Raw genomic sequence first — 24,921 nt, forward strand, 5'->3', positions numbered from 1 at the left:
GACAGTTATGAGGCTATTGTCGATGCCGCTTGCTTGGCTTGGAATAATTTGCTTAAACAGCCACAAAGAATTCGGTCGTTAACTGCTCGTGCTTGGGCGCAACTTTAATTGTTGGGTTTGGTATTAGCTGTCTAGCCAAAGCTTTAAGGGCAGTTCAGGCAAATAAGCGGTTGCTGCTGTTTGCTCATTGATGGCCTTAATGTCTAACACCCCATGGGCAATCAGTAATATGGTCCAAGGCAAGACTTGATGCTCAAGCTTTTGTACACGGGCTTGTAGCGCTTGAGCTGACTCACTGTGATCCACAGCCAGCATGGCTTGAGTCAATACTTGACCCGCATCCAATTCAGCCGTTACCACATGAACGCTGCATCCATGATGGACATCGCTTGATTGTAAGACCCGCTGATGGGTATCTAAACCCTTATACTTAGGTAGTAAAGAGGGGTGTAGATTAATCATAGGAGCAGGCGAGCTACTAATGAAGTCATCGCTTAACACACGCATAAAGCCTGCCAGTACCACTAAGTCTGGTTGCCAATCGTTAAGCTGGGCGCTGGCATGACGCTCAAAAGTTTTAATACCCATGCGCTTGCCGGCATTCTCACCTTCAGTAATGTGTGAGAATACCGCTGTGGCGATCCCCACTTGCTGTGCACGGGTCACTGCATAAGCGTCTTTGACATTACTAATGACACCGACAATCTCGATGGGCAAACTACCGGCCTGCATGGCATCAATCAGGACTTGCAGATTGCTGCCACTGCCTGAGACTAAGACGGCGACTTTTAAGGGGTTGGTAGATACAGTAGATACCGACATATTAGGCGTAAACCACAGCATCATCTGTACGCTCGATGATGTCACCAAAGATAAAGGCTTTCTCGCCAGCGTCATTTAAAATATCAACGGCTTGATTGGCCACATCTGCAGGTACAACGACCACGAAGCCTACGCCGCAGTTAAAGGTGCGGTACATCTCAGATTGCTCGATATTGCCATGTTGTTGTAGCCAGTTAAATAGCTCAGGCATCTGCCAGCTTTGAGTATCGATTTTTGCGGCTAATGCCTCTGGCAGTACGCGAGGCAAGTTCTCTGTAAAGCCGCCACCAGTGATATGTGACATCGCATGTAGTTTACTATTACCCAGTGCTTTTTGTAGTGCTTGGATAGATTTTACATAGATTTTGGTAGGTGCCATCAGAGCGTCAGCCAGTGGCTTACCGTCTAAAGTCTCATCGGTGTTTTCGATATCCACACCGCTGACTTCAATGACTTTACGAATGAGTGAGTAGCCATTTGAGTGCGCACCGCTTGAAGCAATACCGATCATCACATCGCCCGCTGCTACGTTATCTCCTGTGATTACCTCAGACTCTTCTACCACGCCAACACAAAAACCGGCCAAGTCGTAATCTTCGTCTTGATACATGCCTGGCATTTCAGCCGTCTCGCCACCGATGAGTGCACAGTTTGACTGTTTGCAGCCTTCACCAATACCGCCTACCACAGACGCGGCAGTGTCCACGTCAAGCTTACCTGTGGCATAGTAGTCTAAGAAGAATAAAGGCTCAGCACCGCATACCAATAGGTCATTAACACACATGGCCACCAAGTCGATACCTATGGTGTCATGACGATTTAATTGCAGGGCAAGCTTAAGCTTGGTGCCCACACCATCTGTGCCTGACACCAATAAAGGTGACTTATAGCCTGTAGGGATACGGCACAGTGCGCCAAAACCACCCAAACCGCCGACAACTTCTGGGCGAGTGGTTGACTTGGCAACAGATTTAATGCGTTGTACAAGGGCATCACCTGCATCAATATCTACACCAGCGTCTTTGTAGCTCAGTGAAGTGGGCTTATCTTGAGTGGATGAGTTAGCAGATGCATTAGAATTTGGATGGCTCATGGTAGCAGCAGACCTTAATAAGCGAATGTATGAATAAAAAAAATATGAAGGTAGGATAACCAGTTTAACCAATCTGCTCAGCGCATTTTGACAAATACCAATTACCTGGTGGCATTATACGCAAAAACGCAAGGCTGGCAAAATTTAACAGCCCCTAATTGTGATTAAAAACAAAAAATGACCAAAATCTAGTTAATCATTACTCGCTTTAAGATTAATATACAGTTAATTTAACATTGTATCTGGGCCATAGAGTCAAGTTTATCGTGAATAGTTGCGGCAGGTAGGGGGTGATTATACTTTTGCACGTGTTATGCGTTAACCAGTTGGTTATCCCTAGGCTGCCCCTTGATTAAGAGAAGAAAAATTATGCAGGTTGCAAGAGTAGATCCGTTTTTTAGGCGATTATTTATAGTCGTGGCAATGGTTATTGGTTTGGGATTATTGTATTTGCTCATTCCGGTAATTGTGCCGTTTTTATGTGCGTTTATTCTTGCTTATTTGTTTAACCCTGTCGTGACACGTATGGCGCGCTTTATGCCACGCTGGCTGGCGATTATTTTCGTGTATACAGCGATTATTGTGGGTTTTGGTGCGTTGTTATGGTGGTTGCTGCCGACTTTGTGGGAACAGCTTCAGTCTGCTTGGGAGTATTTACCACGTGTTGTGGAGTGGTATAACAGTGATATTCGAGTGTGGGTGAATAACAACAGTCAATTTCATTTGCCGCCGTTAGAGAGTCATATTGTCTCTGAGACGGCGCTTGATTACCTAAATAAGAACTATAATGTGGCGGATGCGCAGTCCTTTTTTATGCAGGTATTAAATTCAGGTCTGGCAGTGATTAATAGCACCGGTTTGGTGGTCTTAGTGCCTATTTTGACCTTTTATTTCTTATTTAACTGGAATCAGCGCTTACAGACTTGGAAAAAAGCCTTACCAAAAGCCAGTGCCCCTAAAATTATTGAAATCGTGCATGATTGTGATGATGCGTTAATGGCCTTTATTAAGGGTCAACTGCTGGTTATGATTTTGCTGGGTGTGGTCTATGCTGTACAGCTGCAGCTGATAGGACTGGATTTGGGTCTGATTATCGGTATGGTGGCTGGTATCGCAAGCTTTGTGCCTTATTTAGGTTTTGGGCTTGGCTTTATCGCCGCTATCATCGCCGGCTTATTCCAGTTTGGGATGGATTGGGTGCATCTTGGCCTAATTGCGGGCGCCTTTATGGTGGGGCAAGCGGTAGAGGGTTATGTATTACAGCCGCTGCTGTTGGGTGATAAAATTGGCCTGTCACCGCTTTGGGTGATTTTTGCGGTATTGGCAGGTGCAAGTTTAATGGGCTTTGTGGGTATGCTGATTGCATTGCCAGTCTCTGCCATCTTAAATGTGTTATTCCATCATGGTTATGAGGCGTATAAACAGACTGATTTTTACAAAGGTCGTAAACAGTATAAGCTGTTTAAATAAGTCCATTTAGAGCACTCAAGCTCACTTAACAAGCTGTTTTTTATCCCAAGCCGCTGTGTGTATCAGCGGTTTGTTACGCTTCACTGGCTTATTGGCAACTAATGCCATATTATTGTTAAGAAAATTGTGGTATAAATAAGCGTTATAAAGTGATATCGAGCCGAGATACTAGCCTGATGACAAATCAATTAAGTTTAAATCTAGAAGTAAGGAAAGATGCTAGCCTAAGTGATTTTGCTGGCCCGGGTTGGTCGACTTTAATAGATGCTGTGCGTCAGATGCATGTGGGTTTGATCGGGCAGATGTATATCTTTGGCAGTGCTGCTACTGGTAAAACCCATTTATTGTCGGCCATTTGTGAGTCTTATATGGAGATGGATAAGTCGGCAATCTGTCTGTCTTTAAAAGAGCTGCTACATACTGATGTGGCGGTATTAGCTTCATTAGAGAGCTTTGATTTGGTTGCCATTGATGATTTGGAGGCAATTAAAGACAGCCGTGAGTGGCAAGAGGCCATCTTTCACTTGATTAATCGTAGTCGAGAGGGACGTGGTCAGCTTATTTTTGCGGCCAAAACCCCCGCGACCGAGCTGCCTTTTGAGTTGCCTGATTTATTGACCCGTCTCATTCAGTCTCCAGCCTTTAGAGTGCCTGAAGGTCACGATATAGCAGATAGGAAGGCCATGCTTGAGTCAATTATGCGCAGGCGGGGCTGGCAGTTTGATTCACGTATTACAGAGCATTTATTAGAAGAGGGACCACACCGTATCGGTGGTATGCTCGATGTGCTCAACGTAATTCAACCGCTATTTTCTAATCTAAACCGTGCTTATGTCTCAAAATCTGTGATTAGCCAAGCGATTACTATGATTGATGAACATACCTTAATGGCTGAGCTTGAGGATATTCATCAAGAAGCACAAGAAGACTTTTTATCTAAGTCTGAAGAAAACAGCGCTTACCGTGACAATATGACTTTTAATTTTTAAGCCTAGACTGGTTATTGACAGCTTAGTACAATAAAAGCTTTCATAATGGCTAAGCTGCCGTTAAAATCATCCATTAAAGCCAAGGCGTAACATTGCCCCGTATCCGTCTTGACTCTCTTATTGCCTCTATTATTAAATTATAAACTTTAAGGCCTTTTTATGAATGACTGTCGAAGTAATGCTTTTGTTAAACCGCTAGTTGCACTGGCTGCTTTAGGTATAGGGTCAATGACATTGGCTCATGCTGATGTGACTTTAAAAGTGGACGATAATATTAAGGTAGCCGTATTAAACGGTCAGCAGTACAATACGAGCATATTTCAGCCACTACAGCAGACCTTTGTGTTGCAGCCAGGTAAGCATGTCATTACTGCCAAATACGAACGTCTGTATGACAACTTGCGCGGTGATGATCATGATTACTTACGCTCGGCTAATATAACAGTAACCGCTGATTTGCAAGACAATCAGACCTATCGTTTGGCCATGCCAGGTCAGCCAGAAGAATATGAAGAGGCCAAAAAATACGCTAAAGCGCCTACATTAGCGGTTATGAAAGGCTCAACTGTCTTGGCTGAGTCGAAAGCTCAAGTACAACAAAATGGACTGTTTTCAGGTTTAAGCAGTATTTTTGGTGGTGGTGATTCAGCGCAGGTTGAAAACCAAAAAGCCATTGCAGCTGTTAACAGCTCATCTACCACTCAAGCCAGTTCAAACTCGGCAGCTATCGCGCCTATAAGCACGCCCGTTAGCAGCAGTCAGCAAAATACTGACACGCTAGATAACTTTATGCAGCTGTGGTTACAAGCGACACCAAGTGAGCGTGAAAAAATCCGTCAGTGGATTGAAAAATAATCAAATCACTAAGTAGAGGCGGTATTGAGCAAGAAGAGCTTGGCTTAATAAACAGCTAAAAATTGGTTTGATTACGGATTAAGATTACCCGTCAGTGCGCTGGCGGGTTTTTTTATCGTCTAGCTGTCGCAATCTTCTCGGTTTAGCGAGGGGAGGAGGTCAAGACTAAAGATTAGCAGAAGCGGCTTATTGCAATTATGGGATATCGATATCGATATTGGCTTTACAATCTAGCATAGTCTTAGCGGGTTTGTTTTGCTACTATAAACACAGTAGTCCAGTGGCACAGACCGCTGCGGCGCAGAAGCAAACCAACCAACAATAAATAAGGATTTAGATTATGGCACATTTACGTCTAGGCGATGATGCACCAAACTTCAATGCACCCACTACTGATGGTGATATTAACTTTTATGATTGGGCAGGTGATAACTGGGTGGTTTTCTTCTCCCATCCTGCTGACTTTACGCCAGTATGCACCACTGAATTAGGCCGTGCTGCTGCGTTAAATGGTGAGTTTCAAAAGCGTGGTGTTAAGCCTATCTGTATCTCTGTAGACAATGTAGAAGATCATAAAGCGTGGGCCAGCGACATCGGTGAGACTCAAGGCACCGCATTGAACTTCCCAATTATTGGCGATGAAGATAAAAAAGTTGCTGAGCTATACGACATGATTCATCCAAATGCAGCAACCACTCACACAGTACGTAGTGTGTTTATTATTGATCCCAAAAAGAAAGTACGTCTTGTATTAACTTATCCTGCCAGTGTGGGCCGTAACTTTGATGAGATTTTACGTGCCATTGACGCGCTACAGTTAACCGATGCGTATAATGTGGCCACGCCTGTAGACTGGAAAGATGGCGATGACGTTATCATCCCACCAAGCATTAAAACCCAAGATATCTCAGAAAAAGACTATCCAAAAGGCTTTACTGAAATTAAGCCTTACTTACGTACGACGCCGCAGCCAAACAAATAAGCAGTTCGTCTATAGTGCTAAAAAGAGCCTCTGAGCGTGAATAGAAGCACTTAAACGTCGATACAAGTATCTAACAAGTTTTGTAGCCCTCATGACGTTAAGCCGTGGGGGCTTTTTTTGAGCCAAATTTTTAGTAAATAAATCCAGCAGCATAATAAATATGGTGATGGTGTTTTGGCTATAATTTGGTATGATTAACAAAGATTTAGTCACCTTAGCTAAGCAGTAACCCCACTCAAAAGGAGTTTGAGATGAAAAAATTATATTTAACCCGTAAAGCGCCAAATCCACGCAAAGTGGTACTTTTATTACAAGCCAAAGGCATTGATATCGATGACATTGATGATATCGAAGTGATTGATATTGATATGGCCAAAGGCGAGCATCTGACTGAAGAGTTTGCCAAGATAAACCCGCTTAAACTGCTACCGGTACTGGTACTAGAAGATGGCACTGTGCTAAATGATTCGCAGGCCATTTGTGAGTATATGGATAGGGTATACGGTGAGCGTTCAGTGATGGGTAATGACGTGGTGCAGCGGGCGCAAGTATGTTCAATTCGCCGAGCTGCTGAATTTGAAGTGCTATATAACTTCATGTTGGCTTTTCAGCACAGTCATCCCTCAAAAGCACATCGAGTCGATCAAGTTCCTGAGTTCGCTGCTAAGTCTATTGCGCGCGCAGAAAAAAGCTTGCCTTATTTTGACAATATCTTAACCGAGCATGATTATCTGGTGGGCAACCAGCTAAGTTATGCAGATATTGTGTTATATATAGGATTAGACTTTGGCCGATTGTTAAAGTTCGATCCCACCGCTCATGGTGATGGCATTGCCCGTTTTTACAAAAATATGAATGAGCGATTTGGGCTAAAAAAATAATTGGTTCAAGAGTTGCGATATCTAAGGGATAGACTATGTTAAAAACATCAGCGCTAAGCTTGGGGTTACTGAGCAGTACGTTACTTTTAACCAGCTGTCAAGGCACGCTTCTGGTTGGTCAAGATAGCAAGGACACAGCAGTTGTGATGCCAGATACCACAGCAGTCGCTACCCTTAAGCACACCGATCTGTCTTATTATCATTGGCAGCTAATTAGTGTGAAAGATGGCAGCGGTCATCCTGTTACTGTGCTTGATGATATTAAACAACAGGTCGCCTTGGACTTTGGTCAGTCGCCAGGCGATAGCTGGGTTAGTTTTGGCGTTGGTTGTAACCGCATGGGCGGCAGCTACTCACTCAATAGCAATATGCTGGTGGTCACAACGGTTGCAAGCACTGAGATGATGTGTGAGCCCAAGATTAATGATGCTGAGCGGTTACTGGCACAGCTCATGCAGGGTAGCAGTCAGTTGAGTTATAAAAAAGATGCTGCGCCATTATTGACTCAGACCACAGCCAATGGCCACAGCTTAGTATGGCAAGGTGCTCAAACGGCAGAAGCGCGCTATAAACAACACCCTGATATTGTATTTTGGCGTGTGGATCACCATAAGCCGCCCTGTCCTGATGGCAGCACCAAAACTTGCTTAAAAGTACGTCCAGTTATCTACGATGATAAAGGTATCAAGACCGGGGAGGGGTCATGGTCGCTATTTGTGGGTGATATCGAGGGCTATACCCATGACAGCACCGTAAACACAGTGCTACGCCTCAAGCGCTTTGTGGTGGATCCTGTCGATGTTAAGGGCAAGCAGTTTGTTTATGTGTTAGATGCCGTGGTGGAGAGCGCCATTGCTGATACGCCTTACGGCATTGCTGATACGCCTTAAATGTTTTATTTTAAGCTTGCTAAATCCTCTTCAGTTAAACGCCAGCGGCCCTTCTTCTTAGAGGTGCCGCGGCCACGTAGTGTGCTATTCATCAGTAGCTTATTCATAGAGTGGCTTGAGTGAGCATGACAAATCGCACAAGCAAGACCGTCTGCTGCATCTTGTTGAGGGGTCACATCAAGTTTTAGTATACGGCACACCATCTCCTGTACTTGTATCTTATCAGCGGCGCCATAGCCACATACCGACTGCTTAATCTGACGTGCGGTGTATTCTGATACCTCCAAATCCAAGGCGACCAAGGCGGCAATAGCGGCGCCACGTGCTTGGCCAAGTTTTAGGGCAGAGTCGGGGTTTTCGGCCATAAATACCTGTTCAACTGCGGCGTGGATGGGCTCATCTGAGTATTTTAAATGGTACTGAGTGATGCGGGTCAGGCCTTGGAATATTCGCTTTAAGCGCTCTGGCATCTCCTTAGTATCGGTGCGAATGGTGCCTGCATCAAGATAGCGTAGGGTATCGCCTTTTTGATGGATAATGCCATATCCGGTCATTCTTGAGCCGGGGTCAATACCTATGATTATCGCCATATTATTATTTTTAATCCTCAAAAAATAAAAATTATTCTTCGCTCATCTTGTTGACTTTATTTGAGATTTTTTGTGCTAAAGCGCAACAAAACAAGCTTCATATTTGATAGTATAGCAAGCCATCCCCATATACTTAACCACTATACAAAATTTATATTTTGATTGTTTTCGCCATTTAAAATTTTTATTACTTAGATTATTAGCAACTTAAAAAGGACGACACATTATGGGTCAGTTAGTTGGCTTAGCCATCGTATGGTTTATCATTGAAATGCTACTGTGGTATCTGGTTGCCCAGTTCATTAGCGGCTGGTGGGTGTTTATCTGGTTTATCATCGCTGCTGTGATTGGCATAAGCCTAATTCGTCGAGGTATGACGACCCTTAATCCTATGGCGCAGCAAATGAAGGCAGGTGGCATGATGAACCCTGCAATGCGTCCACCAGAGAACACCATTATTAAGACGGTAGCCATGGCTGTCGGCGGTATTTTATTACTGATACCTGGGTTGTTATCTGACTTATTGGCATTATTGGTGATACTACCACCAGTCCAGAAGAAACTAAAAGACATGGCCAATAACTATGTGATGAATAACCAACAAAAAATGATGGAAATGATGGCCAAACAAATGGGTGGACAAAATCCATTTGGCGGTATGGGCGGTGCTGGTGGCAATCCATTTGGCGGTCCAAACCCTTTCGGTGGTCAATCAGGTCCTAAAGGCGCCAATCCTTTTGGTAATGTCTACAAAAGAAATACCACGGTCGATGGCTCAGCTAAGCCTGTGATAAAAGATGTTAAAAAGCTAAACAAGCCTGCCAATGACGACTAGACTTGTTGGCTAACTCCTCCACCTCTAGTCACGAAAAAGCCCTTTATGCACTGAGCATAAAGGGCTTTTTTTAATGAGGACCGAAGTGCCGCTGTAAGATGGGGACCCATGAACCGTGAAGTTCAGGGCGGATGCGTCATTGCCTCTTAAGGTTTCCTGAGTCACTGCAAGCAGTGCAGGCATACACAATAAGACAATAGATAGCACATCCATTTAGTGCATTATCGGCTCAGGGAATAACATCCACTGGCGAACACTTCAGAGTCTAAAGATTCTAACCAAAAAAGATACGAGTTGCAAATAAAAACGGGGGTAACTTTGTTAACAAAGGTAATAGCTTAAAGACAATTAACCTTAAAGTTAACCCAAAATTTATAAAAAATCTCATAAAAAATTTTAGCAGCACCTAGCTTAAGCTAAATGATCATAAGTAAGCCTCAAGCCTTTAAATAATAAGCGTTCACAATCTTGCATTATAGTTAATGCCGCTTATGTGGTAGAATATGGACGTTCAAGTTTGATCAAAATTTTGTCAATTTTATAGACTGGCAGGATCAGGTTAGACATAACCTGCCGATAGTCCTTGCCAATAGTTATTTAAAAATAACTGTAATATAACTGGAGAAAAACTAAATGGTAGCAGCAGATAACAATAAAAAAATTCCACACGTTCTGATGATTTTAGATGGCTTTGGGTATCGTGAGGATGAGCAGGACAATGCAGTCGCTGCTGCCAATACACCAAACTTAGACCGTATCAATAAAGCTTATCCGCATGGATTAGTCTCAGGCTCAGGTGAAGATGTTGGCCTACCAGAGGGTCAATTTGGTAACTCGGAAGTGGGTCATATGAATCTGGGTGCTGGCCGTGTGCTATACCAAGATTCTACTCGCATTTCGCGCGATATCAAAAACCGTGACTTCTATAAAACCCCCGCTTTAGTAGATGCGGTAAAAGCGGCGACAGACGCTGGCGGCAATGTACATATCATGGGTCTATTGTCAGATGGCGGTGTGCATGCGCATCAAGATCATATTGAAGCCATGTGTCATGCCGCTGTGGTTCACGGCGCAAAAGGGGGGTATGTACACTGCTTCTTAGATGGCCGTGATACACCACCAAAATCTGCTGATAAATACATCAAGCGCCTAAAAGAATTCTTAGCCAATTTAAACGGGTATTATGAAAGCAATGTACAAATTGCCAGTATCATCGGCCGCTACTTTGCCATGGATCGTGATAATCGCTGGGATAGAGTACAAAAGGCTTATGACTTATTAACGCTGGGTGTGTCTGAGCGTATGGCGACACGGGCTGATGGTGCGGTACAGGCCGCTTACAAGTCAAGAGAAACGGACGAGTTTGTTAGCCCCACCAATGTGATTGAGCATGGCGAGACACCAATAACTATCGATGATAATGATGCGGTTATCTTTATGAACTTCCGTGCTGATAGAGCACGTGAGCTGACACAAGCCTTTGTATTACCTGATCATGAGTTTGCAGGCTTTGCGCGACAAAAACAGCCGAACTTATCAGCATTTGTGATGATGACGCATTACTCTGATGAGCTGGCCGCCAATCCTAAGACTTCTGTGGCTTATGCGCCCACTGCGCTACACAATACCTTGGGTGAGTATCTACAAGACAACAATAAAACTCAGCTTAGAATTGCAGAAACTGAGAAGTTTGCACACGTCACTTTCTTCTTTAGTGGCGGCCGAGAAGATGAGTACACCGGTGAGTCGCGTATTTTGATCCCATCACCTGATGTAGAAACCTATGACCTAAAGCCTGAAATGAGCGCGCCTGAAGTGACCAAAAACTTAGTAGAAGCCATCGAATCGGGTAAATATGATGTGCTGGTGGTTAACTATGCCAATGGCGATATGGTCGGCCATACGGGTAATTTTGAGGCAGCAGTTAAAGCCGTCGAAGCGCTCGATGTAGCCGTAGGTGAAGTGGCCGAAGCGACCATTAAGGCGGGGGGACATCTACTCATTACAGCCGATCATGGCAACTGTGAACAGATGCAAGATTATGAAAGCGGGCAGGTACACACCCAGCATACCACCGAGCATGTGCCTTTAATCTATGTAGGTGACAAAAAGGTAAGCGTACGTGAAGGTGGCAAATTGAGTGACATTGCGCCAACCCTTTTAGGTCTAATGGGACTAAGCGTGCCGACTGAAATGACTGGTATTAACTTGTTAGAAGCCAAATAAGCTTTTATTTTAACCAACCGTAGAGTATATGATGAGCGTTGAGCCTTCTGAGTGTCGAGCCCGGACCCCACATCAGGGTGTATTAGCGATAAAAGCTGTAATTTATAGCTCAGTGTTGGCCACAGCACTGGCTTTGAGCGGCTGTGCTACTGTCGATGTAGGCTCTGATAATGATATTGTCACATCAAGTAACCGCTCATCATTATCAACGCCTGCCAAATCAGGTACAGAAGCGGCGGTTAAATTAGGTAATTTGGCTCAAAGCGCACAGCAAACTCAAGCGCTTTGTGGGCAAGAATGCGATGACATAGATGCCGTCGCTCATCCAGAGGACATCAGTGATGGTGTCAGTGATGATGATATCGATGCGCAGCCCGTACTTGATGATGTCGAATTTGATGAAGAAATGGATGACAACGAGCAACATCGCTTGGGGGTAGAGCATGTGCCTTTAAATGCCATTTCGCCACAAGTTATTCAAACCTTTGTAGAAGTTATCGATGTTATCCGCCACGATTATGTGCGTCCGGTGAATGACGAAACCTTATTTCAACAAGCCATCAGCGGCATGCTAGAGCGACTTGATAAGCATGCGGAGTACCTCACGCCTGAGAACTATGAGCATTTGCGCAGCTTTACGGATGGTGAAATTGGTCAGGTGGGATTGTCTGTTAAATACGATGCGGCCATAAAAAACTGGGTAATCACTAAAGTTGAGGCGCAGTCGTCTGCCAAAGAAGCTGGTATTGCTATCGGCGATAAGCTTTTACGCATAAAAAACGCAGATCTCACCTCAGATATGAGTGAACAAGACATTCAGCAGCTGCTATCAGGCATTGCCGGCTCGCAAGTGCAGATAACGGTGTCCGGACAGCAGGGGCCAAGACGCAATATGTTATTGCAGCGCAATTTGGCTTCAGACAATGAGCTTGGGGTCACCGTGCAAGACAGTATTGCCGTTATTCGCCTGCCTGTGTTTCAAAATGGCTCAAAAGATCAGTTGATTAAAGCCTTAAAGCAGACGGGTGTACCGATAACAGGCGTTGTACTTGATGTGCGTAATAATCCAGGTGGCGTACTGTCATCAGCCATTGACATTGTGAGCTTATTTATGAGCGACGCTGGGCTGATTCAGGTACGCAATAGAACCAATCACAGTCAATTGATTAAGTCTAATGGTACCCCTTATTTGGCGGACCTGCCGGTGGTGGTATTGCAAAATCGCTATTCTGCGTCTGCAGCTGAAGTATTGGCAAGCAGCTTTAAAAGCAATAAACGCGCTAAGATAGTCGGTGAGCAAAGCTTTGGTAAGGGCACTGTACAAGAGGTGGTGCCTTTAGAGGCCGGCGGGGCGTTAAAGCTGACTGTGGCCGAGTATCGCAGTGCCAAAGGTGAGCTTATCGATGGTGTTGGGGTCAAACCTGATGTGGTGTTGCCTCATGATGGTCAAGACTGGCAGCAGCAAGCGGTTAATTTATTGCTGTCGCAAGACAGACCACTTGGTATTAAGTTTGATGATAAATTAAATGGTATCTCCATCACCAATGATTATTAAGCCGCTTACTAGCTTAGATCACCGCCAGAAATTATAAAAAAAGCCGCTAATAGATTAGCGGCTTTTGATTATATTGAGGTTTTTATAGATTTTTAGCCAAAATAGCCACATAGCAGCGTTAAGGGGTAATCAGTCCATGACGCATTGCTAAATGAGTGAGTTTTACATCACTGTCGACACCGACTTTTTCAAAAATTCGGTAGCGATAAGTGTTAACAGTTTTTACGCTCACAAAAAGCTGATCGGCTATTTGCTGCGGGCTTTGACAGTTGACTACCATCATTGCCACTTGTTTTTCGCGCTCGCTTAATCTATCAAAAGGGGATTCTTCATTGTCTGTCAGTAGCATATCGGCCAACTGCTCAGCGACATCACTGCTAAAGTACTTGCTGCCTTGATACACTTTTTTAATGGCTTTAATCATCTCATCAAGTGGTGTACCTTTGGTAATGTAGCCATTAACCCCCGCCTTTAATAACATAGAGGGGTAGGGCTGTGAGGAGACACTACTGACCGCTAATATTTTTACCTTTTCATCAAATTGACGCAAGCGTTTTGTGGTTTCTACACCGCCAATATTAGGCATGTTTACATCTAAGAGTACCACATCTGGGGATAGCGCCTTGACCATTCTAATCGCAGCTTCGCCACTATCGGCCTCACCTATTACTTCAATCTCGGGGTCGTCAGCGAGCATTCTACTAATCCCCATTCTTACGAGGTCATGATCATCAACCACCAAAACTTTAATCATATATACATCCTAAAAAAACTTATAAAGCTATGATACCAGTATTTTTATGTTACTGTAGCGTAAAAGGAATGTTTTGAATTGACAACATACCTTAATCCCAGGCCTAACTTGGGAATTAGTGCTTAACGACATTAACCAATGATGTTAAGATAATTAACACACAGGCTATATTTAGTATTAGTATGGTGTTTAAATTTATGAAATGATATTCAAGTTTGTAAATATCGTTAAGTTTAAAACATAATATGGCTAATTTTGTATAAAAATTTGTGGTACTGGTTGTGATATTAGAAGTTCAATCTTGTTAGGTTGAGTATCATTTTGTACTGATTTTTATTAAAGGTGCTGGCTGAACCAGTGGCGCCTCATACTAATCTGCGTTAATACCTAGCTAAAGCTTTTACACTATAATTTTACGACTCAAGTGGGATGACTTATGAGCATAAATAAATCTTTCAACAAATCTTTTATCTTTGTCTGCATCGCATTGGGTCTGGGTACTTTAAGCTCAGCATCAAATGCTGCACTGACAATAGTTGAGCCAGGTAAGACAGGCAATGCGCAAGTTCAGTGGGGTAACGCAGGCGGCCTCTCTGAAGCCCGCAATATCATGTACTCAAACCCGAATACCTCCTCATATAACAGTACCACCAGTCCTTCTTACTCAAGCAATAACTTTGCCACCAACAGCACAAGCTACTACGATTCACTGCCTATTTCGACCGGCTCGCGCGGTGTTATCGTACTCGATGTAGAAACAGGCAAGCCTCTTTATCAAAAAAATGCCGATGTTGCACGTCCCATCGCCTCTATTACCAAAATCATGACGGCTATGGTGGTGTTAGATGCTGGCCTTGATATGCGTGAAGAGATTAAACTTGATCCAGAAGATTTTGTGGGCCCTAAGCGTGCCAGCTCACGCTTAAAATCAGGCGACCGCATGAACCGTGCTGAGCTTTTGTTAATGGCCTTGATGAAATCAGAAAACCCAGCAGCAAAATCTTTGGCACGTAACTATCCAGGTGGCTATGATGCCTTTATGCGTGCTATGAATGCCAAAGCACGCTCACTTGGCATGACCAGTGCTTTTTTTGGTGACCCCACTGGACTAGACAAGCGTAACGTTGCCTCTCCGGTAGACTTAGCGAAAATGGTTCAAGCTGCTGGTCAATATGAAGTGATTCGCCGCTTCTCCACCACCAAAAACTATGACTTCTATGTGGCCAATTACTCAGCGGGTAACCGTACGTACCCTGCTAACAACACCAGTAAGTTAGTACGTAGCGGCACCTATCCTATTGGCATCTCAAAGACCGGTTTTATTAATGAAGCGGGTCAGTGTGTGGTGATGGAAACTCGAGTGAATAACAAGCCGGCCATTATCGTAATATTAGGGGCAGATAACTCAAATACCCGCTGGAATGATGCCGAAACCATCTTAACCAACTTAGCCTCACGTCGTACTATTTAATACAGTGATATCTATAAAGCCAATTAGCCGCGGTGGTTGATGATGATCACTGGCTGCTTTACAAAAAAAGATTGCTCTACTTAGTAGGGCAATCTTTTTTTGTATGACTTGGTTTATTATGGAAACCGTAACCCTAAGAGGCGTGCTGCATACAAAGCGTAGCATAGGGCACAGCCTCAAGTCTTTTGTCCTCGATATCTTCGCCACAAACCGTACATTCACCGTAAGTGCCATTGTCGATACGGCTTAGGGCGTTATTGACGTAAGTTAAGCTTTGCTGAGCCTCTACCAATAAGGTTTTGCGCATTTCGTTTTCACGCATAGAGATGGCTTGGTCATCCCAGTGGCTGTTTAAGTCATCTTGCGGATTGTGAATGTGGTCTTCAATCTTATCGATGCGGTTTTGATATTCTTGTTGCAGCTCTAATAAGCGCTCTTTTGCCTTAGTAAAGTCTCTACTCATGGGTGCTCTCCTTAAATTAGGGTAGATTTATGATTTATTATTTATACTTATTATAGTAGCACTTATTGTCTAATAAGTCTTTAAAAGCGCCTGTTTCAAGCGTTGAGATTGCAGCATACGCCTTGTAATAATCAGACAGTAGATTTTGCTGCAACTTGGGCCAAAATTTATAACAAAATATGCTAAAATTGCCACAAATTTATATCAACCTAATCTTTTAAAGCTGTGTAAGCGCACAGCTTTTTCTTTATATTGACACAGGGTAATGACATGAACTTCGCTAGAATGGAAAACCAAGATTTATCAGGCAAAACCGTATTGATCCGTGAAGATTTAAACGTGCCAGTTCAAAATGGCAAAATCTCCAATGATGCCCGTCTACAATCTAGTCTTCCAACCATCAAACTGGCGCTTGAAAAAGGGGCTGCTGTATTGGTTTGCTCGCATCTAGGCCGTCCTACTGAAGGTGACTATGAAGAAAAATACTCATTGCAGCCAGTCGCCGATTATTTAAGCGAGCATCTAAATCAACCTGTGCGTTTGGATAAGACCTATACTGAGCAAGAGGTGACTGTGGCACCAGGTGACGTGGTGTTATTAGAGAATGTCCGCTTTAATGTGGGCGAGAAGAAGAACAGTGACTCTTTGTCACAGCATTATGCCGATCTGTGTGATGTGTTTGTCATGGACGCTTTTGGTACTGCGCATAGAGCACAAGCGTCTACAGAAGGTGTGATTCAGGCCGCTGCTAAAGCAGGTAAAGTGGTGTGTGCCGGTCCATTATTGGCCGCTGAATTAGATGCGTTAGACAAAGCTTTGCACAAACCTAAAAAGCCGCTAGTGGCCATCGTTGGTGGCTCGAAGGTCTCTACCAAACTAGATGTGCTTATCAGCCTTGCCAAGATTTGTGATCAAATTATTGTTGGCGGCGGTATTGCCAATACCTTTATTGCTGCCCAAGGTCACTCAGTAGGTGCGTCATTATATGAAGCTGAAATGATAGATACCGCCAAACAAATTATGCAGCAAACTGACATTTTATTGCCAAAAAATGTTGTAGTGGCTGACAAAAATCAAATTAACTTTGATGACTTCTTAAATTCGTTAGAATCAGCAACCCCTATTCACAGAAGTATTGAGCAAGTGGGCGAAGATGAGATGATTTTAGACATCGCCTCAGAAGGTGCTGAGCATATTTTTGAAGCGGTAAAAAATGCGGCTACTATCTTGTGGAATGGCCCTGTGGGCGTATTTGAAGTAGAAGCGTTTAGTGAAGGTACTCGCTTGTTGTCAGAGGCGGTTAAAGACAGTGCTGGATTTTCTATTGCAGGTGGCGGTGATACATTAGCAGCCATCCATAAATTTAATGTAGAAGATGGTGTGAGCTATATGTCAACCGGCGGTGGTGCATTTTTAGAATTTGTTGAAGGTAAAACCTTGCCAGCAGTGGCTGCGCTAGAAGCTAACCACAGTAAATAGGTTTACAAATTACCTAAATAGCCTCTAATACCCTATTATCAAGGCTAGGCTTAGGCTTACAATAATAGGGTATAACGGCATGCATTTGGGGCTTGAAATAAACTTCAGTAGACAGCATATCATATAATTGATAAGGTGGTTTTAGGGCTGCCTTATATTTGATTGGTCACTATAATGCCCAATCCATGCTGAATAATTAATGAATTAAGCTCAAGTTATGGCTCTGCTAATCCTAAGCCAATTTAGTTTATCTTAATTCAAGTTTTCGAATTACTACTTGTATTTTGTGGTCATTGTCATTAGAATGCTGCAAAATATCTAATATCACATTTGTGAGGAGTTCACATGTTATACCGTAACCTTTTAGTGGCAACATTAGTAGCTGGCGCATTTACAATCACAGGTTGTAGCAAAAAGACAGAAGAAGCTGCAGATGCTGGCGCTGTTGAGACTGCTGCTGAAAGCGCAGGCGATGATGCTGTTGACAACGCTAAGACTGCTGGCGCAGTAGCCACAGGCGCTGCTGTGAATGCAGGTGAAGCGATAGCAGAAGGTGCTAACGCGGCCACTGAAGCGACTGCCACTGCTGTTGCTGACGGTGCCACTGCTGTTGCTGAAGGCGCAGACAATATTGCTAACAAAACTACTGATCAAGTAGACCTTCAAGCAGATCCAAACGTAGCTGAAGCCGTTGCTGAAGATCAACAGTACTAATAAGTAAGCCACTAATCAGTGAGTTGACTTTTAAATAATAAAAAATAACTGTCAAAAAAAGCTCTGATATTCTCAGGGCTTTTTTTATGCGCCCAAATTTGGCTCAAGGCTTGGTTAACTTTGTTATAATGGTGGTTATCTTAAATTTTATAATAATATAGAGTGCTATGATTGGACTAATTGAAGGATGTGTGTGTCATTTATCTGCTCCTGTGGCTTGCTTAATGACCGCTTCAGGGGTGGGCTATGAGGTCGAGCTGCCTTTACCTGATTTTTGTCAATTGCAACTGGAGGCCATGGCATCGTTATGGACCCATTTGCATGTGCGAGAAGATGCACAGTTGCTGTATGGATTTTTGCATCCTACTGAGCGCGATGTGTTTCGTCAGCTCATTCGCGTTAATGGGGTAGGTGCGAAGATGGCGCTGGCCATGATGTCGACTTTTTCGGCCACTGAGCTTAAGCACTGTATAGATACCGAAAATGATGCGGCGTTAACCCGAGTGCCTGGCATCGGTAAAAAAACGGCGCAGCGCTTGCTGATTGAATTAAAAGGCAAGTTCGATCATATCCAAAGCGATATGAGTTTGTTAACTGAAGTGGAGCAGCAGATTGGCATCGCGGCCAATAGTGAAGGGGTGATACTCGCTGAGGTAGAGTCAGCACTTATAAGCCTGGGTTACCGTGATAAAGAGGCTCAACAGGCGATTAAAGCGGCACGTGAGACGGATGCCGGCCAGCAGCTTGTTGATACCCAAAGCTTGTTAAAGCTTACCCTTAAACAGTTATCTAATTTTTAAGCAGTGACAAAAATGGCGCTGTGTCATAAAAAGCACAGCGCCATTTTTTATTACCAAAACCTGTAGCCAATACTAAAACTCATGTGTTAAAAATAGCCTAAGTATTTATGTGATAGTTAAGCCAGCTTGTTTTTAATCAAGCGTGATAATCGTTCAATAAGCTGGTCACTTTCACTACGGGCTAAATTTAAAGGCGGAAGTAAGCGCACAACGTGGCTGCCAGTAACATTGATAATCAGCTGCTCAGTACGGCGTGCCTCATCGACCAAGGTGCTGCAGTCGGTCGCTTCAGGCAGTACCACACCTATCATCATCCCATAACCGCGGGTACTGACGCCCAATGACTTGAGCTCATCGGTCAAATTATTTTGAATATAATCGCCTGCGATAACTGCGTTTTGCATGATGTCAGTTTGGCTTAATAGCGTATAAACAGTATGTACCACACGGCTGCCTAAAGGCGTGCCGCCATAGGTCGAGCCATGACTGCCAACTTGGAACAAATCACGCGCTCGGCCACGTACCATACAGGCGCCAATAGGAAAGCCATTGCCCAAACCTTTGGCCGTAGTTAATACATCAGGTTTGGCACTGCTGTGCTGATGCGCAAAGTATTGCCCAGTACGGCCATTACCAGTCTGTACTTCATCTAGCATAAACAGCCAGTCGTTTTGATCACACACCGCCTGTACTTGTTCTAGGTAGCTAAAGCCATCTTTGGCAGTATTAAGGCCGCCCTCACCTTGGATGGGCTCGAGTAATACTGCGGTGATTTGTTGATGCTCTGTAGCGGCCTTTTTGATGGCCTCAATGTCTCCAAAAGGTACCCGGATAAAGTCATCGTCTAAGGTAAAGAAACCTTCACGGGCCTTTGGATTGGCTGTGGCCGAAACGCTAAGTAAAGTACGGCCATGGAATGAGCGCTCCATGACAATGACTTTTGGGTGAGTATAGCCTTTGTTATGGCCATACAGACGTGCCATCTTTAGGGCAGCTTCATTGGCCTCAGCACCACTGTTGGCGAAGAACACGCTGTCCATGCCTGCTGCGGTACATAAGGCTTCGGCGGCTTTTTCTTGCCACTCAATCTGGAATAAATTGCTGGTATGCACCAAAGTGGCGGCTTGCTGCTGGATGGCTTCGGTTACTTGAGGGTGGCAGTGACCTAAGCCACAAACAGCAATACCGGTTAACGCATCTAAATAAGGGGTGTTGTCAGCGGTATATAGCCAGCTGCCTTCTCCTCGGCTAAAGCTGATGGGCTGAGGGCTATAAGTGGGCATGATATAAGAGTGGGCGGCAGACACTGACATAATAAATCCTTAAAATAAACCTAAGGCAAAGCCTGAGGCAATGAACTGAGTGAAAGTAAGGGGCTATACATAATGGTGCAGCAAGTCTTGAGCTGACTTAACCATGATAATACAAAATTTATTCTAAATCTTGAGAGAAGGGCGAATCTTGTGCGGGTAATTTATAATCCTCATTGGCCCAAGCGCCCAGATCAATGAGCTTGCAGCGGTCGCTACAAAAGGGCTTATAAGGGTTGTCTTGCCAAACGGTCAACTTCTGACACTGAGGGCAAGGGTAGCTTTTTGGGTGAGAGACCGCTTGGGCGGTTGGGGCAGGCTTACTCATAAGTAACGTCTTATCCTAATAAAGGCAGGTGGTACAGTGTTATAATAGCCAGTGGGTTTCAACTGCTTGATGAGGAAATTATAGCACGAGATGCCAAGGCCTTATATTAAGCCGACTTAAATGTCCTTATTTTTATTATTCACTTTAAGTGTTTACCAAAATTATGCCAAGCTCTAATTTATCCGATTCGGTTATACCAAGCCCAGCACCCGATCACCTTGCACTGCAAAGTGAGCCAACTGTTAGTCACCATAAAGCGCGCCAGTTTAAGCCCGAAAAGCTTAAGGCACCTAGAGACTTTGAGGTGCCCATCTTTGTCACACAGCGCTTAAATGCATGCCATAACCTCAATGAAAAAGAGCACCAAGCACTATTAGCGCGCCCTTTGGTGGTGGAGATTGGGGCAGGTAAGGGGATGCATGCCTGCTTATATGCCAAGCAGCACGGTGATCATGATCTCATTGCCATTGAGCGCACTCAAAATAAATTTAGTGCCTTTAAGACGCTGGCAAGCTCAGTGAGTAAAGAGGTGGCACTGCTTGATAACTTACTGCCGGTGCATGCCGATGCCATTCCGTATTGTGTGTCTGCGCTACCAGCCCAGAGTGTATCGGTTATTTATCTGCTTTATCCCAATCCAGAGCCTAAAAACCCGAATCAGCAGTGGTTGAACATGCCGTTTTTTGAGTTTTTGTTGTCTAGATTGGTGCCTCAAGGTCAGATCCTCTTAGCGAGTAATATACCCGAGTATATTGATAACGCTTACCAGCAGTCGCTACAAACTTGGCAGCTGCCTACTGAGCGCACGCTGGTGCCTGTGGACAGTAGACGCACTCACTTTGAAATTAAGTATTTGGCTCGTGGTGAGACTTGCTGGGAGCTAAAAATGACAAAACCTAAAGCCTATGTGACCCGCTTTGATAATTGGAACAGTGAGTGGCTTAAATGATAGCTTGCTTTTGATAAAGCGGATAAAAACTGACAAAAAAGCGGCCAAATCTTGTGATCTGGCCGCTTTTTGAATGAGCGATTTAAACTCATATAAGACGACTAAGCGTTAGGGGTACCACTGGCAATCATGTTAATTGGCACAAACTTACTCAAGGTATCATAAGTATTGGTGCGTGCATCTAATACCGTTAAAAAGGTGTAAGCACCGATAAATTTGCGACTAATAAACATAAACTCTTTGGGAGGTAAGCTAAATTCACGAGACTGCATGGCATTGCCTGAGCTTTCCATTAACCGCTTATGTAAGTTGCTTTTGGCCCAATGATAATAGCCTTGGGCATCAACGAGCGAGGGAATGGTCGTCTGCTGCAGGTTAGGCGCTCTAAAAGGCTCGGTGGCCAATAAGAATACATCAGCCATATTGGCTTTAACCTCAGCACTCATACCATCAAAGAACTCATAGCCCTGCATGGCCTGCATCATTTGCGATTTATCATAATTAAAGCCTGCCAGCATTAAGTTACGGGCAATCTTAAGCAGATGCTCATCGAACTGACGCATGGCGCCGAAGTCCAATAAAATCAGTTTGTCTTTGCCATCAGGCTTATCAGCAGGCTCTGAGCGAATCAGATAATTGCCAAAGTTTGGGTCGGTTTGCATCTCGCCCCAAACAAAGATTTCATTGAGCATAATGTCAATGGCAGCTTTGCCTAGCGCGTCACGGCGGGCTTGCGGCAGAGCTTTTAAATTAGCATTGGTGACCGGCACCCCCTCCTCAAAACTTAAGCACAATACGCGGGCAGTAGAATAGGCCTCAATCACCTCTGGCACCACATAGCGCTCATCTTGCTTTAAGCGTGTGTAGAAGCGGATGGTGGTCTGGGCTTCAGCCAGATAGTCCACCTCAACTTTTAGTAGGTCACTGATTTCATTAAACCACTCATCTAATGCTTTAGTCTGTGGCACAGCATTGGTAACTTTTAGCAAATGCTTAAATAAGCTTAAGTCTGAATCAATGGCATCGGCCACACCTGGGTACTGGACTTTGAGCACCACCTGTTTGCCAGTGGCCTTGATAGTGGCACGGTGTACTTGTGCCAATGAGGCGGTACCAATAGGGGTGCGGCTAATGTCGAGCTCATTAAGACGCTGCTGACCCAGCTGCTCGATTAATGCACGCTCCACCACCGGCCAAGACAAGCTTGCTGTACTGTCATTGAGACGATGTAGGGCTTCGGTAATCTCAGGATGCAAAAAATGCTCTCCATATAAGGCAAGCATTTGGCCAATCTTCACCACAGAGCCTTTAAGCTTGCCAAGCTCATCTGCCAGATAAGCGGCTTGCTCTTTCATAAAGGCTTGGTTGCGCGAGGCTTTTTCTTCTTTACTTAAAAACAGCCCACTAAAGCTATTACCCGCCCAGCGTCTGCCTAGATTTAACGAGGTTTTGGCCATAGATAGACGACGGTCTAAGCGAGAGGTTTTAAGCTCACTTAGCTCATTTTGGGTAGTGGCTTGTAACTCAGGCTGTGGTGGTATCGAGGATGATGAATTTGCCATGTTTTAACCATATTGGAAACTAAAGCCATCTCGTGGCGTGTGCCAATGAGAGGGCAATATAAGTAATTAGGATGGGAGGTTCTAGTAAGACCATGAATGGGAAGTATTTATTATCATGGGTGTTTTAAGCACCAAATACAATCCACGGTCTCTTTGACATAGAGTAACATTGTTAACTTATTGGCGCACTGACCTTTCAGTTTTGGTTACAATTACAATCCCAAAGTCAGTGGCCTTAAGTGTTATCTGAGTCACAGCGTTAGCCTATTTGTGACTACTTTTTATCTAAGATTGATTAGCGGTTAATGGCTCTATATCCGATATCGCGGCGATAATGCGCCCCTTCAAATTCGATAGTCGCTATGGTCGCTAAAGCGGCTTGTTGCGCCTCGCTAATAGTATCGCCTAGCGCCGTCACACACAGTACACGCCCTCCATTGGTCACCACATGTTCGCCGTTTTGCTTGGTACCGGCGTGGAAGACTTTAACGCTGTTATCTTCTTTCAAAGCTGGCAGACCCGTAATCACATCATCTTTTGATGAGGATTCAGGATAACCTTTTGAGGCCAGTACAATGCCTAAAGCAGCGCGGCTGTCCCATTCAGCAGTCGCAGGTAGCTTACCCTCAACGCCTTGCTGAACCAGTTTGACTAATGAGCTTTTTAGACGCATTAAGATGGGCTGAGTTTCTGGGTCACCAAAGCGGCAGTTAAATTCAATCACGTAAGGGTCATTGTTGTCATCAATCATAAGACCAGCGTACAAAAACCCAGTGTAAGGGTGACCGGCAGCTTTCATAGCGTGCACCACAGGCTCGATCACTTGGCTTATGACCTTTTGATGCACCTCATCTGTGACCACAGGAGCAGGTGAGTACGCACCCATACCACCGGTGTTCGGGCCCGTATCACCTTCACCCACACGTTTGTGGTCTTGACTGGTGGCCATAGGTAGGATATTTTCGCCATCAATCATACAAATAAAGCTGGCTTCTTCGCCTTGCAAGAACTGCTCGATAACCACGCGGCTACCAGCATCACCAAACTTGTTATCACCCAGCATGTCTTCAATGGCGTCATGAGCTTGTTCAATGGTTTCAGCGACAATTACCCCTTTACCGGCAGCAAGACCATCGGCTTTGACCACGATAGGTGCGCCATTGTCGATAACATAAGCTTTGGCGGCTTCAATGTCTGTAAACGCCGCATATTTGGCCGTAGGGATGTTATGCGCTTGCATAAACTCTTTGGCAAAAGTTTTTGAGCCCTCAAGCTGGGCACAGTATTGAGTAGGTCCCCAAGTGGCAATGCCTGCGTTACGGCAGTCATCTACTAGGCCGGCGACCAAAGGCGCTTCTGGGCCGACAATAATAAGCTCAATGCTATGTTGACCACAAAAAGAAATCACCGCTTGATGGTCTGTGGTGTCAAGGTCAATATTTTCACATTTTGATTCAAGGGCTGTACCAGCATTGCCATTGGCCACATAGACTGTGGTGACATCGGCATCTTTTGCACATTGCCAGGCCAGTGCATGCTCACGACCACCAGAACCAATAATTAAAATATTCATAAAAAACCCTTGTTTGCTTTATATTGTGTATGTTGATCATTATGGATGCTGATCAATCAGTGTGTTATGGGAGGTTGTTGAAGGCTAAGGCTGCAACAAGCGCAGTCATTTTATCAAAATCTAACAGGTTGGGGCAGGTTTGTTGCGCTTAATTACCAATAAGGGCTAAAACCTGGGTCTTTTTGGCAGTGAGTCGGTGGTTTTTTATCACCGGTCGCCGTAAAACCACCCACTTCAGGGGGTGGATATAAGGCGACACACACTGTCGTGATCAGTACTTAAAGTATTGCAAGTTAAAATTAACCTCGCCATACTAACCCTATGAAAACC

Annotated in this window: 23 protein-coding genes and 1 other RNA gene; 14 read left to right on the forward strand and 10 right to left on the reverse strand. The window is 44.4% G+C overall.

Going from position 1 to position 24,921, the window contains the following annotated elements; genetic code table 11:
* Nucleotides 1–123: 123 nt before the first annotated feature.
* Both purN and purM read right to left on the reverse strand, forming a co-directional pair.
* A complete protein-coding gene (gene purN, locus JMX92_RS11230; protein WP_201545696.1) occupies nucleotides 124–822 on the reverse strand; it encodes a phosphoribosylglycinamide formyltransferase in 699 nt (232 codons plus the stop codon).
* 1 nt (nucleotide 823) lies between these two features.
* Nucleotides 824–1,915 carry a phosphoribosylformylglycinamidine cyclo-ligase gene (gene purM / locus JMX92_RS11235; RefSeq protein ID WP_110816660.1) on the reverse strand — a complete coding sequence of 364 codons (1,092 nt, stop codon included), beginning with the start codon at nucleotides 1,913–1,915 and terminating at the stop codon, nucleotides 824–826.
* 369 nt (nucleotides 1,916–2,284) lie between these two features.
* Between purM and JMX92_RS11240 the strand changes: the two genes are divergently transcribed.
* The 6 genes from JMX92_RS11240 to JMX92_RS11265 all read left to right on the forward strand — a co-directional run bounded on the left by JMX92_RS11240 (nucleotide 2,285) and on the right by JMX92_RS11265 (nucleotide 7,982).
* Entirely contained in the window at nucleotides 2,285–3,385 is a 1,101-nt protein-coding gene (locus JMX92_RS11240; RefSeq protein ID WP_011960680.1) for an AI-2E family transporter, read from the forward strand.
* 176 nt (nucleotides 3,386–3,561) lie between these two features.
* Nucleotides 3,562–4,374 (forward strand): DnaA regulatory inactivator Hda, encoded by an 813-nt coding sequence (gene hda, locus JMX92_RS11245; RefSeq protein ID WP_011960679.1) that lies wholly within the window; start codon nucleotides 3,562–3,564, stop codon nucleotides 4,372–4,374.
* A gap of 159 nt (nucleotides 4,375–4,533) precedes the next feature.
* A complete protein-coding gene (locus JMX92_RS11250) occupies nucleotides 4,534–5,229 on the forward strand; it encodes a DUF2057 family protein (protein ID WP_041773329.1) in 696 nt (231 codons plus the stop codon).
* 340 nt (nucleotides 5,230–5,569) lie between these two features.
* A complete protein-coding gene (locus JMX92_RS11255; protein WP_011960677.1) occupies nucleotides 5,570–6,211 on the forward strand; it encodes a peroxiredoxin in 642 nt (213 codons plus the stop codon).
* A 251-nt stretch (nucleotides 6,212–6,462) separates the two neighbouring features.
* The gene (locus tag JMX92_RS11260; protein WP_110816657.1) at nucleotides 6,463–7,092 is read left to right on the forward strand and encodes a glutathione S-transferase family protein; all 630 of its coding nucleotides are present in this window, start codon (nucleotides 6,463–6,465) and stop codon (nucleotides 7,090–7,092) included.
* Nucleotides 7,093–7,127: 35 nt separating this feature from the next.
* Nucleotides 7,128–7,982: an META domain-containing protein gene (locus tag JMX92_RS11265; protein WP_201545674.1), complete on the forward strand. Its 855-nt coding sequence runs from the start codon at nucleotides 7,128–7,130 to the stop codon at nucleotides 7,980–7,982.
* 5 nt (nucleotides 7,983–7,987) lie between these two features.
* Here the strand turns inward: JMX92_RS11265 and ruvC are convergent, their stop codons facing one another.
* Nucleotides 7,988–8,572: a crossover junction endodeoxyribonuclease RuvC gene (gene ruvC / locus JMX92_RS11270; RefSeq protein ID WP_201545677.1), complete on the reverse strand. Its 585-nt coding sequence runs from the start codon at nucleotides 8,570–8,572 to the stop codon at nucleotides 7,988–7,990.
* Nucleotides 8,573–8,798: 226 nt separating this feature from the next.
* On the opposite strand from ruvC, the gene JMX92_RS11275 reads away from it, so the two are divergent.
* Nucleotides 8,799–9,407 carry an FxsA family protein gene (locus JMX92_RS11275; RefSeq protein WP_011960673.1) on the forward strand — a complete coding sequence of 203 codons (609 nt, stop codon included), beginning with the start codon at nucleotides 8,799–8,801 and terminating at the stop codon, nucleotides 9,405–9,407.
* Nucleotides 9,408–9,482: 75 nt separating this feature from the next.
* Here the strand turns inward: JMX92_RS11275 and ssrS are convergent.
* A non-coding RNA gene (gene ssrS, locus JMX92_RS11280) (6S RNA) lies at nucleotides 9,483–9,675 on the reverse strand.
* Nucleotides 9,676–10,040: 365 nt separating this feature from the next.
* Here ssrS and gpmI point away from each other — a divergent pair.
* Nucleotides 10,041–11,633: a 2,3-bisphosphoglycerate-independent phosphoglycerate mutase gene (gene gpmI, locus JMX92_RS11285; protein ID WP_201545679.1), complete on the forward strand. Its 1,593-nt coding sequence runs from the start codon at nucleotides 10,041–10,043 to the stop codon at nucleotides 11,631–11,633.
* 28 nt (nucleotides 11,634–11,661) lie between these two features.
* The gene (locus JMX92_RS11290; RefSeq protein ID WP_201545681.1) at nucleotides 11,662–13,188 is read left to right on the forward strand and encodes a S41 family peptidase; all 1,527 of its coding nucleotides are present in this window, start codon (nucleotides 11,662–11,664) and stop codon (nucleotides 13,186–13,188) included.
* Nucleotides 13,189–13,306: 118 nt separating this feature from the next.
* Here the strand turns inward: JMX92_RS11290 and JMX92_RS11295 are convergent, their stop codons facing one another.
* Entirely contained in the window at nucleotides 13,307–13,942 is a 636-nt protein-coding gene (locus JMX92_RS11295) for a response regulator (protein WP_011960670.1), read from the reverse strand.
* A 436-nt stretch (nucleotides 13,943–14,378) separates the two neighbouring features.
* On the opposite strand from JMX92_RS11295, the gene JMX92_RS11300 reads away from it, so the two are divergent.
* Nucleotides 14,379–15,413, forward strand: coding sequence for a serine hydrolase (locus JMX92_RS11300; protein WP_110816654.1), 1,035 nt, complete (start codon nucleotides 14,379–14,381; stop codon nucleotides 15,411–15,413).
* Between the two features lie 133 nt (nucleotides 15,414–15,546).
* Here JMX92_RS11300 and JMX92_RS11305 read toward each other — a convergent pair whose 3' ends face one another.
* Nucleotides 15,547–15,876, reverse strand: a complete 330-nt coding sequence (locus JMX92_RS11305; protein WP_011960668.1) for a TraR/DksA family transcriptional regulator — start codon at nucleotides 15,874–15,876, stop codon at nucleotides 15,547–15,549.
* A gap of 270 nt (nucleotides 15,877–16,146) precedes the next feature.
* On the opposite strand from JMX92_RS11305, the gene JMX92_RS11310 reads away from it, so the two are divergent.
* The 3 genes from JMX92_RS11310 to ruvA all read left to right on the forward strand — a co-directional run bounded on the left by JMX92_RS11310 (nucleotide 16,147) and on the right by ruvA (nucleotide 18,869).
* On the forward strand, nucleotides 16,147–17,355 hold the full coding sequence (locus tag JMX92_RS11310; protein WP_011960667.1) for a phosphoglycerate kinase: 1,209 nt from the start codon (nucleotides 16,147–16,149) through the stop codon (nucleotides 17,353–17,355).
* 345 nt (nucleotides 17,356–17,700) lie between these two features.
* Nucleotides 17,701–18,069, forward strand: a complete 369-nt coding sequence (locus JMX92_RS11315; RefSeq protein WP_011960666.1) for a hypothetical protein — start codon at nucleotides 17,701–17,703, stop codon at nucleotides 18,067–18,069.
* 167 nt (nucleotides 18,070–18,236) lie between these two features.
* A complete protein-coding gene (gene ruvA, locus JMX92_RS11320) occupies nucleotides 18,237–18,869 on the forward strand; it encodes a Holliday junction branch migration protein RuvA (RefSeq protein WP_201545683.1) in 633 nt (210 codons plus the stop codon).
* A 116-nt stretch (nucleotides 18,870–18,985) separates the two neighbouring features.
* On the opposite strand, the gene JMX92_RS11325 is transcribed toward ruvA, so the two are convergent.
* Nucleotides 18,986–20,182: an aspartate aminotransferase family protein gene (locus tag JMX92_RS11325; protein ID WP_201545685.1), complete on the reverse strand. Its 1,197-nt coding sequence runs from the start codon at nucleotides 20,180–20,182 to the stop codon at nucleotides 18,986–18,988.
* 118 nt (nucleotides 20,183–20,300) lie between these two features.
* On the reverse strand, nucleotides 20,301–20,507 hold the full coding sequence (locus JMX92_RS11330) for a DNA gyrase inhibitor YacG (protein WP_201545687.1): 207 nt from the start codon (nucleotides 20,505–20,507) through the stop codon (nucleotides 20,301–20,303).
* Nucleotides 20,508–20,670: 163 nt separating this feature from the next.
* Here JMX92_RS11330 and JMX92_RS11335 point away from each other — a divergent pair, with 163 nt between their 5' ends.
* Complete coding sequence (locus JMX92_RS11335; protein ID WP_201545690.1) at nucleotides 20,671–21,456, forward strand: methyltransferase; 786 nt, start codon at nucleotides 20,671–20,673, stop codon at nucleotides 21,454–21,456.
* Between the two features lie 101 nt (nucleotides 21,457–21,557).
* On the opposite strand, the gene JMX92_RS11340 is transcribed toward JMX92_RS11335, so the two are convergent.
* Both JMX92_RS11340 and purD read right to left on the reverse strand, forming a co-directional pair.
* Nucleotides 21,558–23,018, reverse strand: a complete 1,461-nt coding sequence (locus JMX92_RS11340; protein WP_011960661.1) for an ABC1 kinase family protein — start codon at nucleotides 23,016–23,018, stop codon at nucleotides 21,558–21,560.
* 295 nt (nucleotides 23,019–23,313) lie between these two features.
* Nucleotides 23,314–24,591, reverse strand: a complete 1,278-nt coding sequence (gene purD, locus JMX92_RS11345) for a phosphoribosylamine--glycine ligase (RefSeq protein WP_201545693.1) — start codon at nucleotides 24,589–24,591, stop codon at nucleotides 23,314–23,316.
* Nucleotides 24,592–24,921: the final 330 nt, after the last annotated feature.

Source organism: Psychrobacter sp. H7-1 (assembly GCF_904846585.1).
Classification (GTDB): Bacteria; Pseudomonadota; Gammaproteobacteria; order Pseudomonadales; family Moraxellaceae; genus Psychrobacter; species Psychrobacter raelei.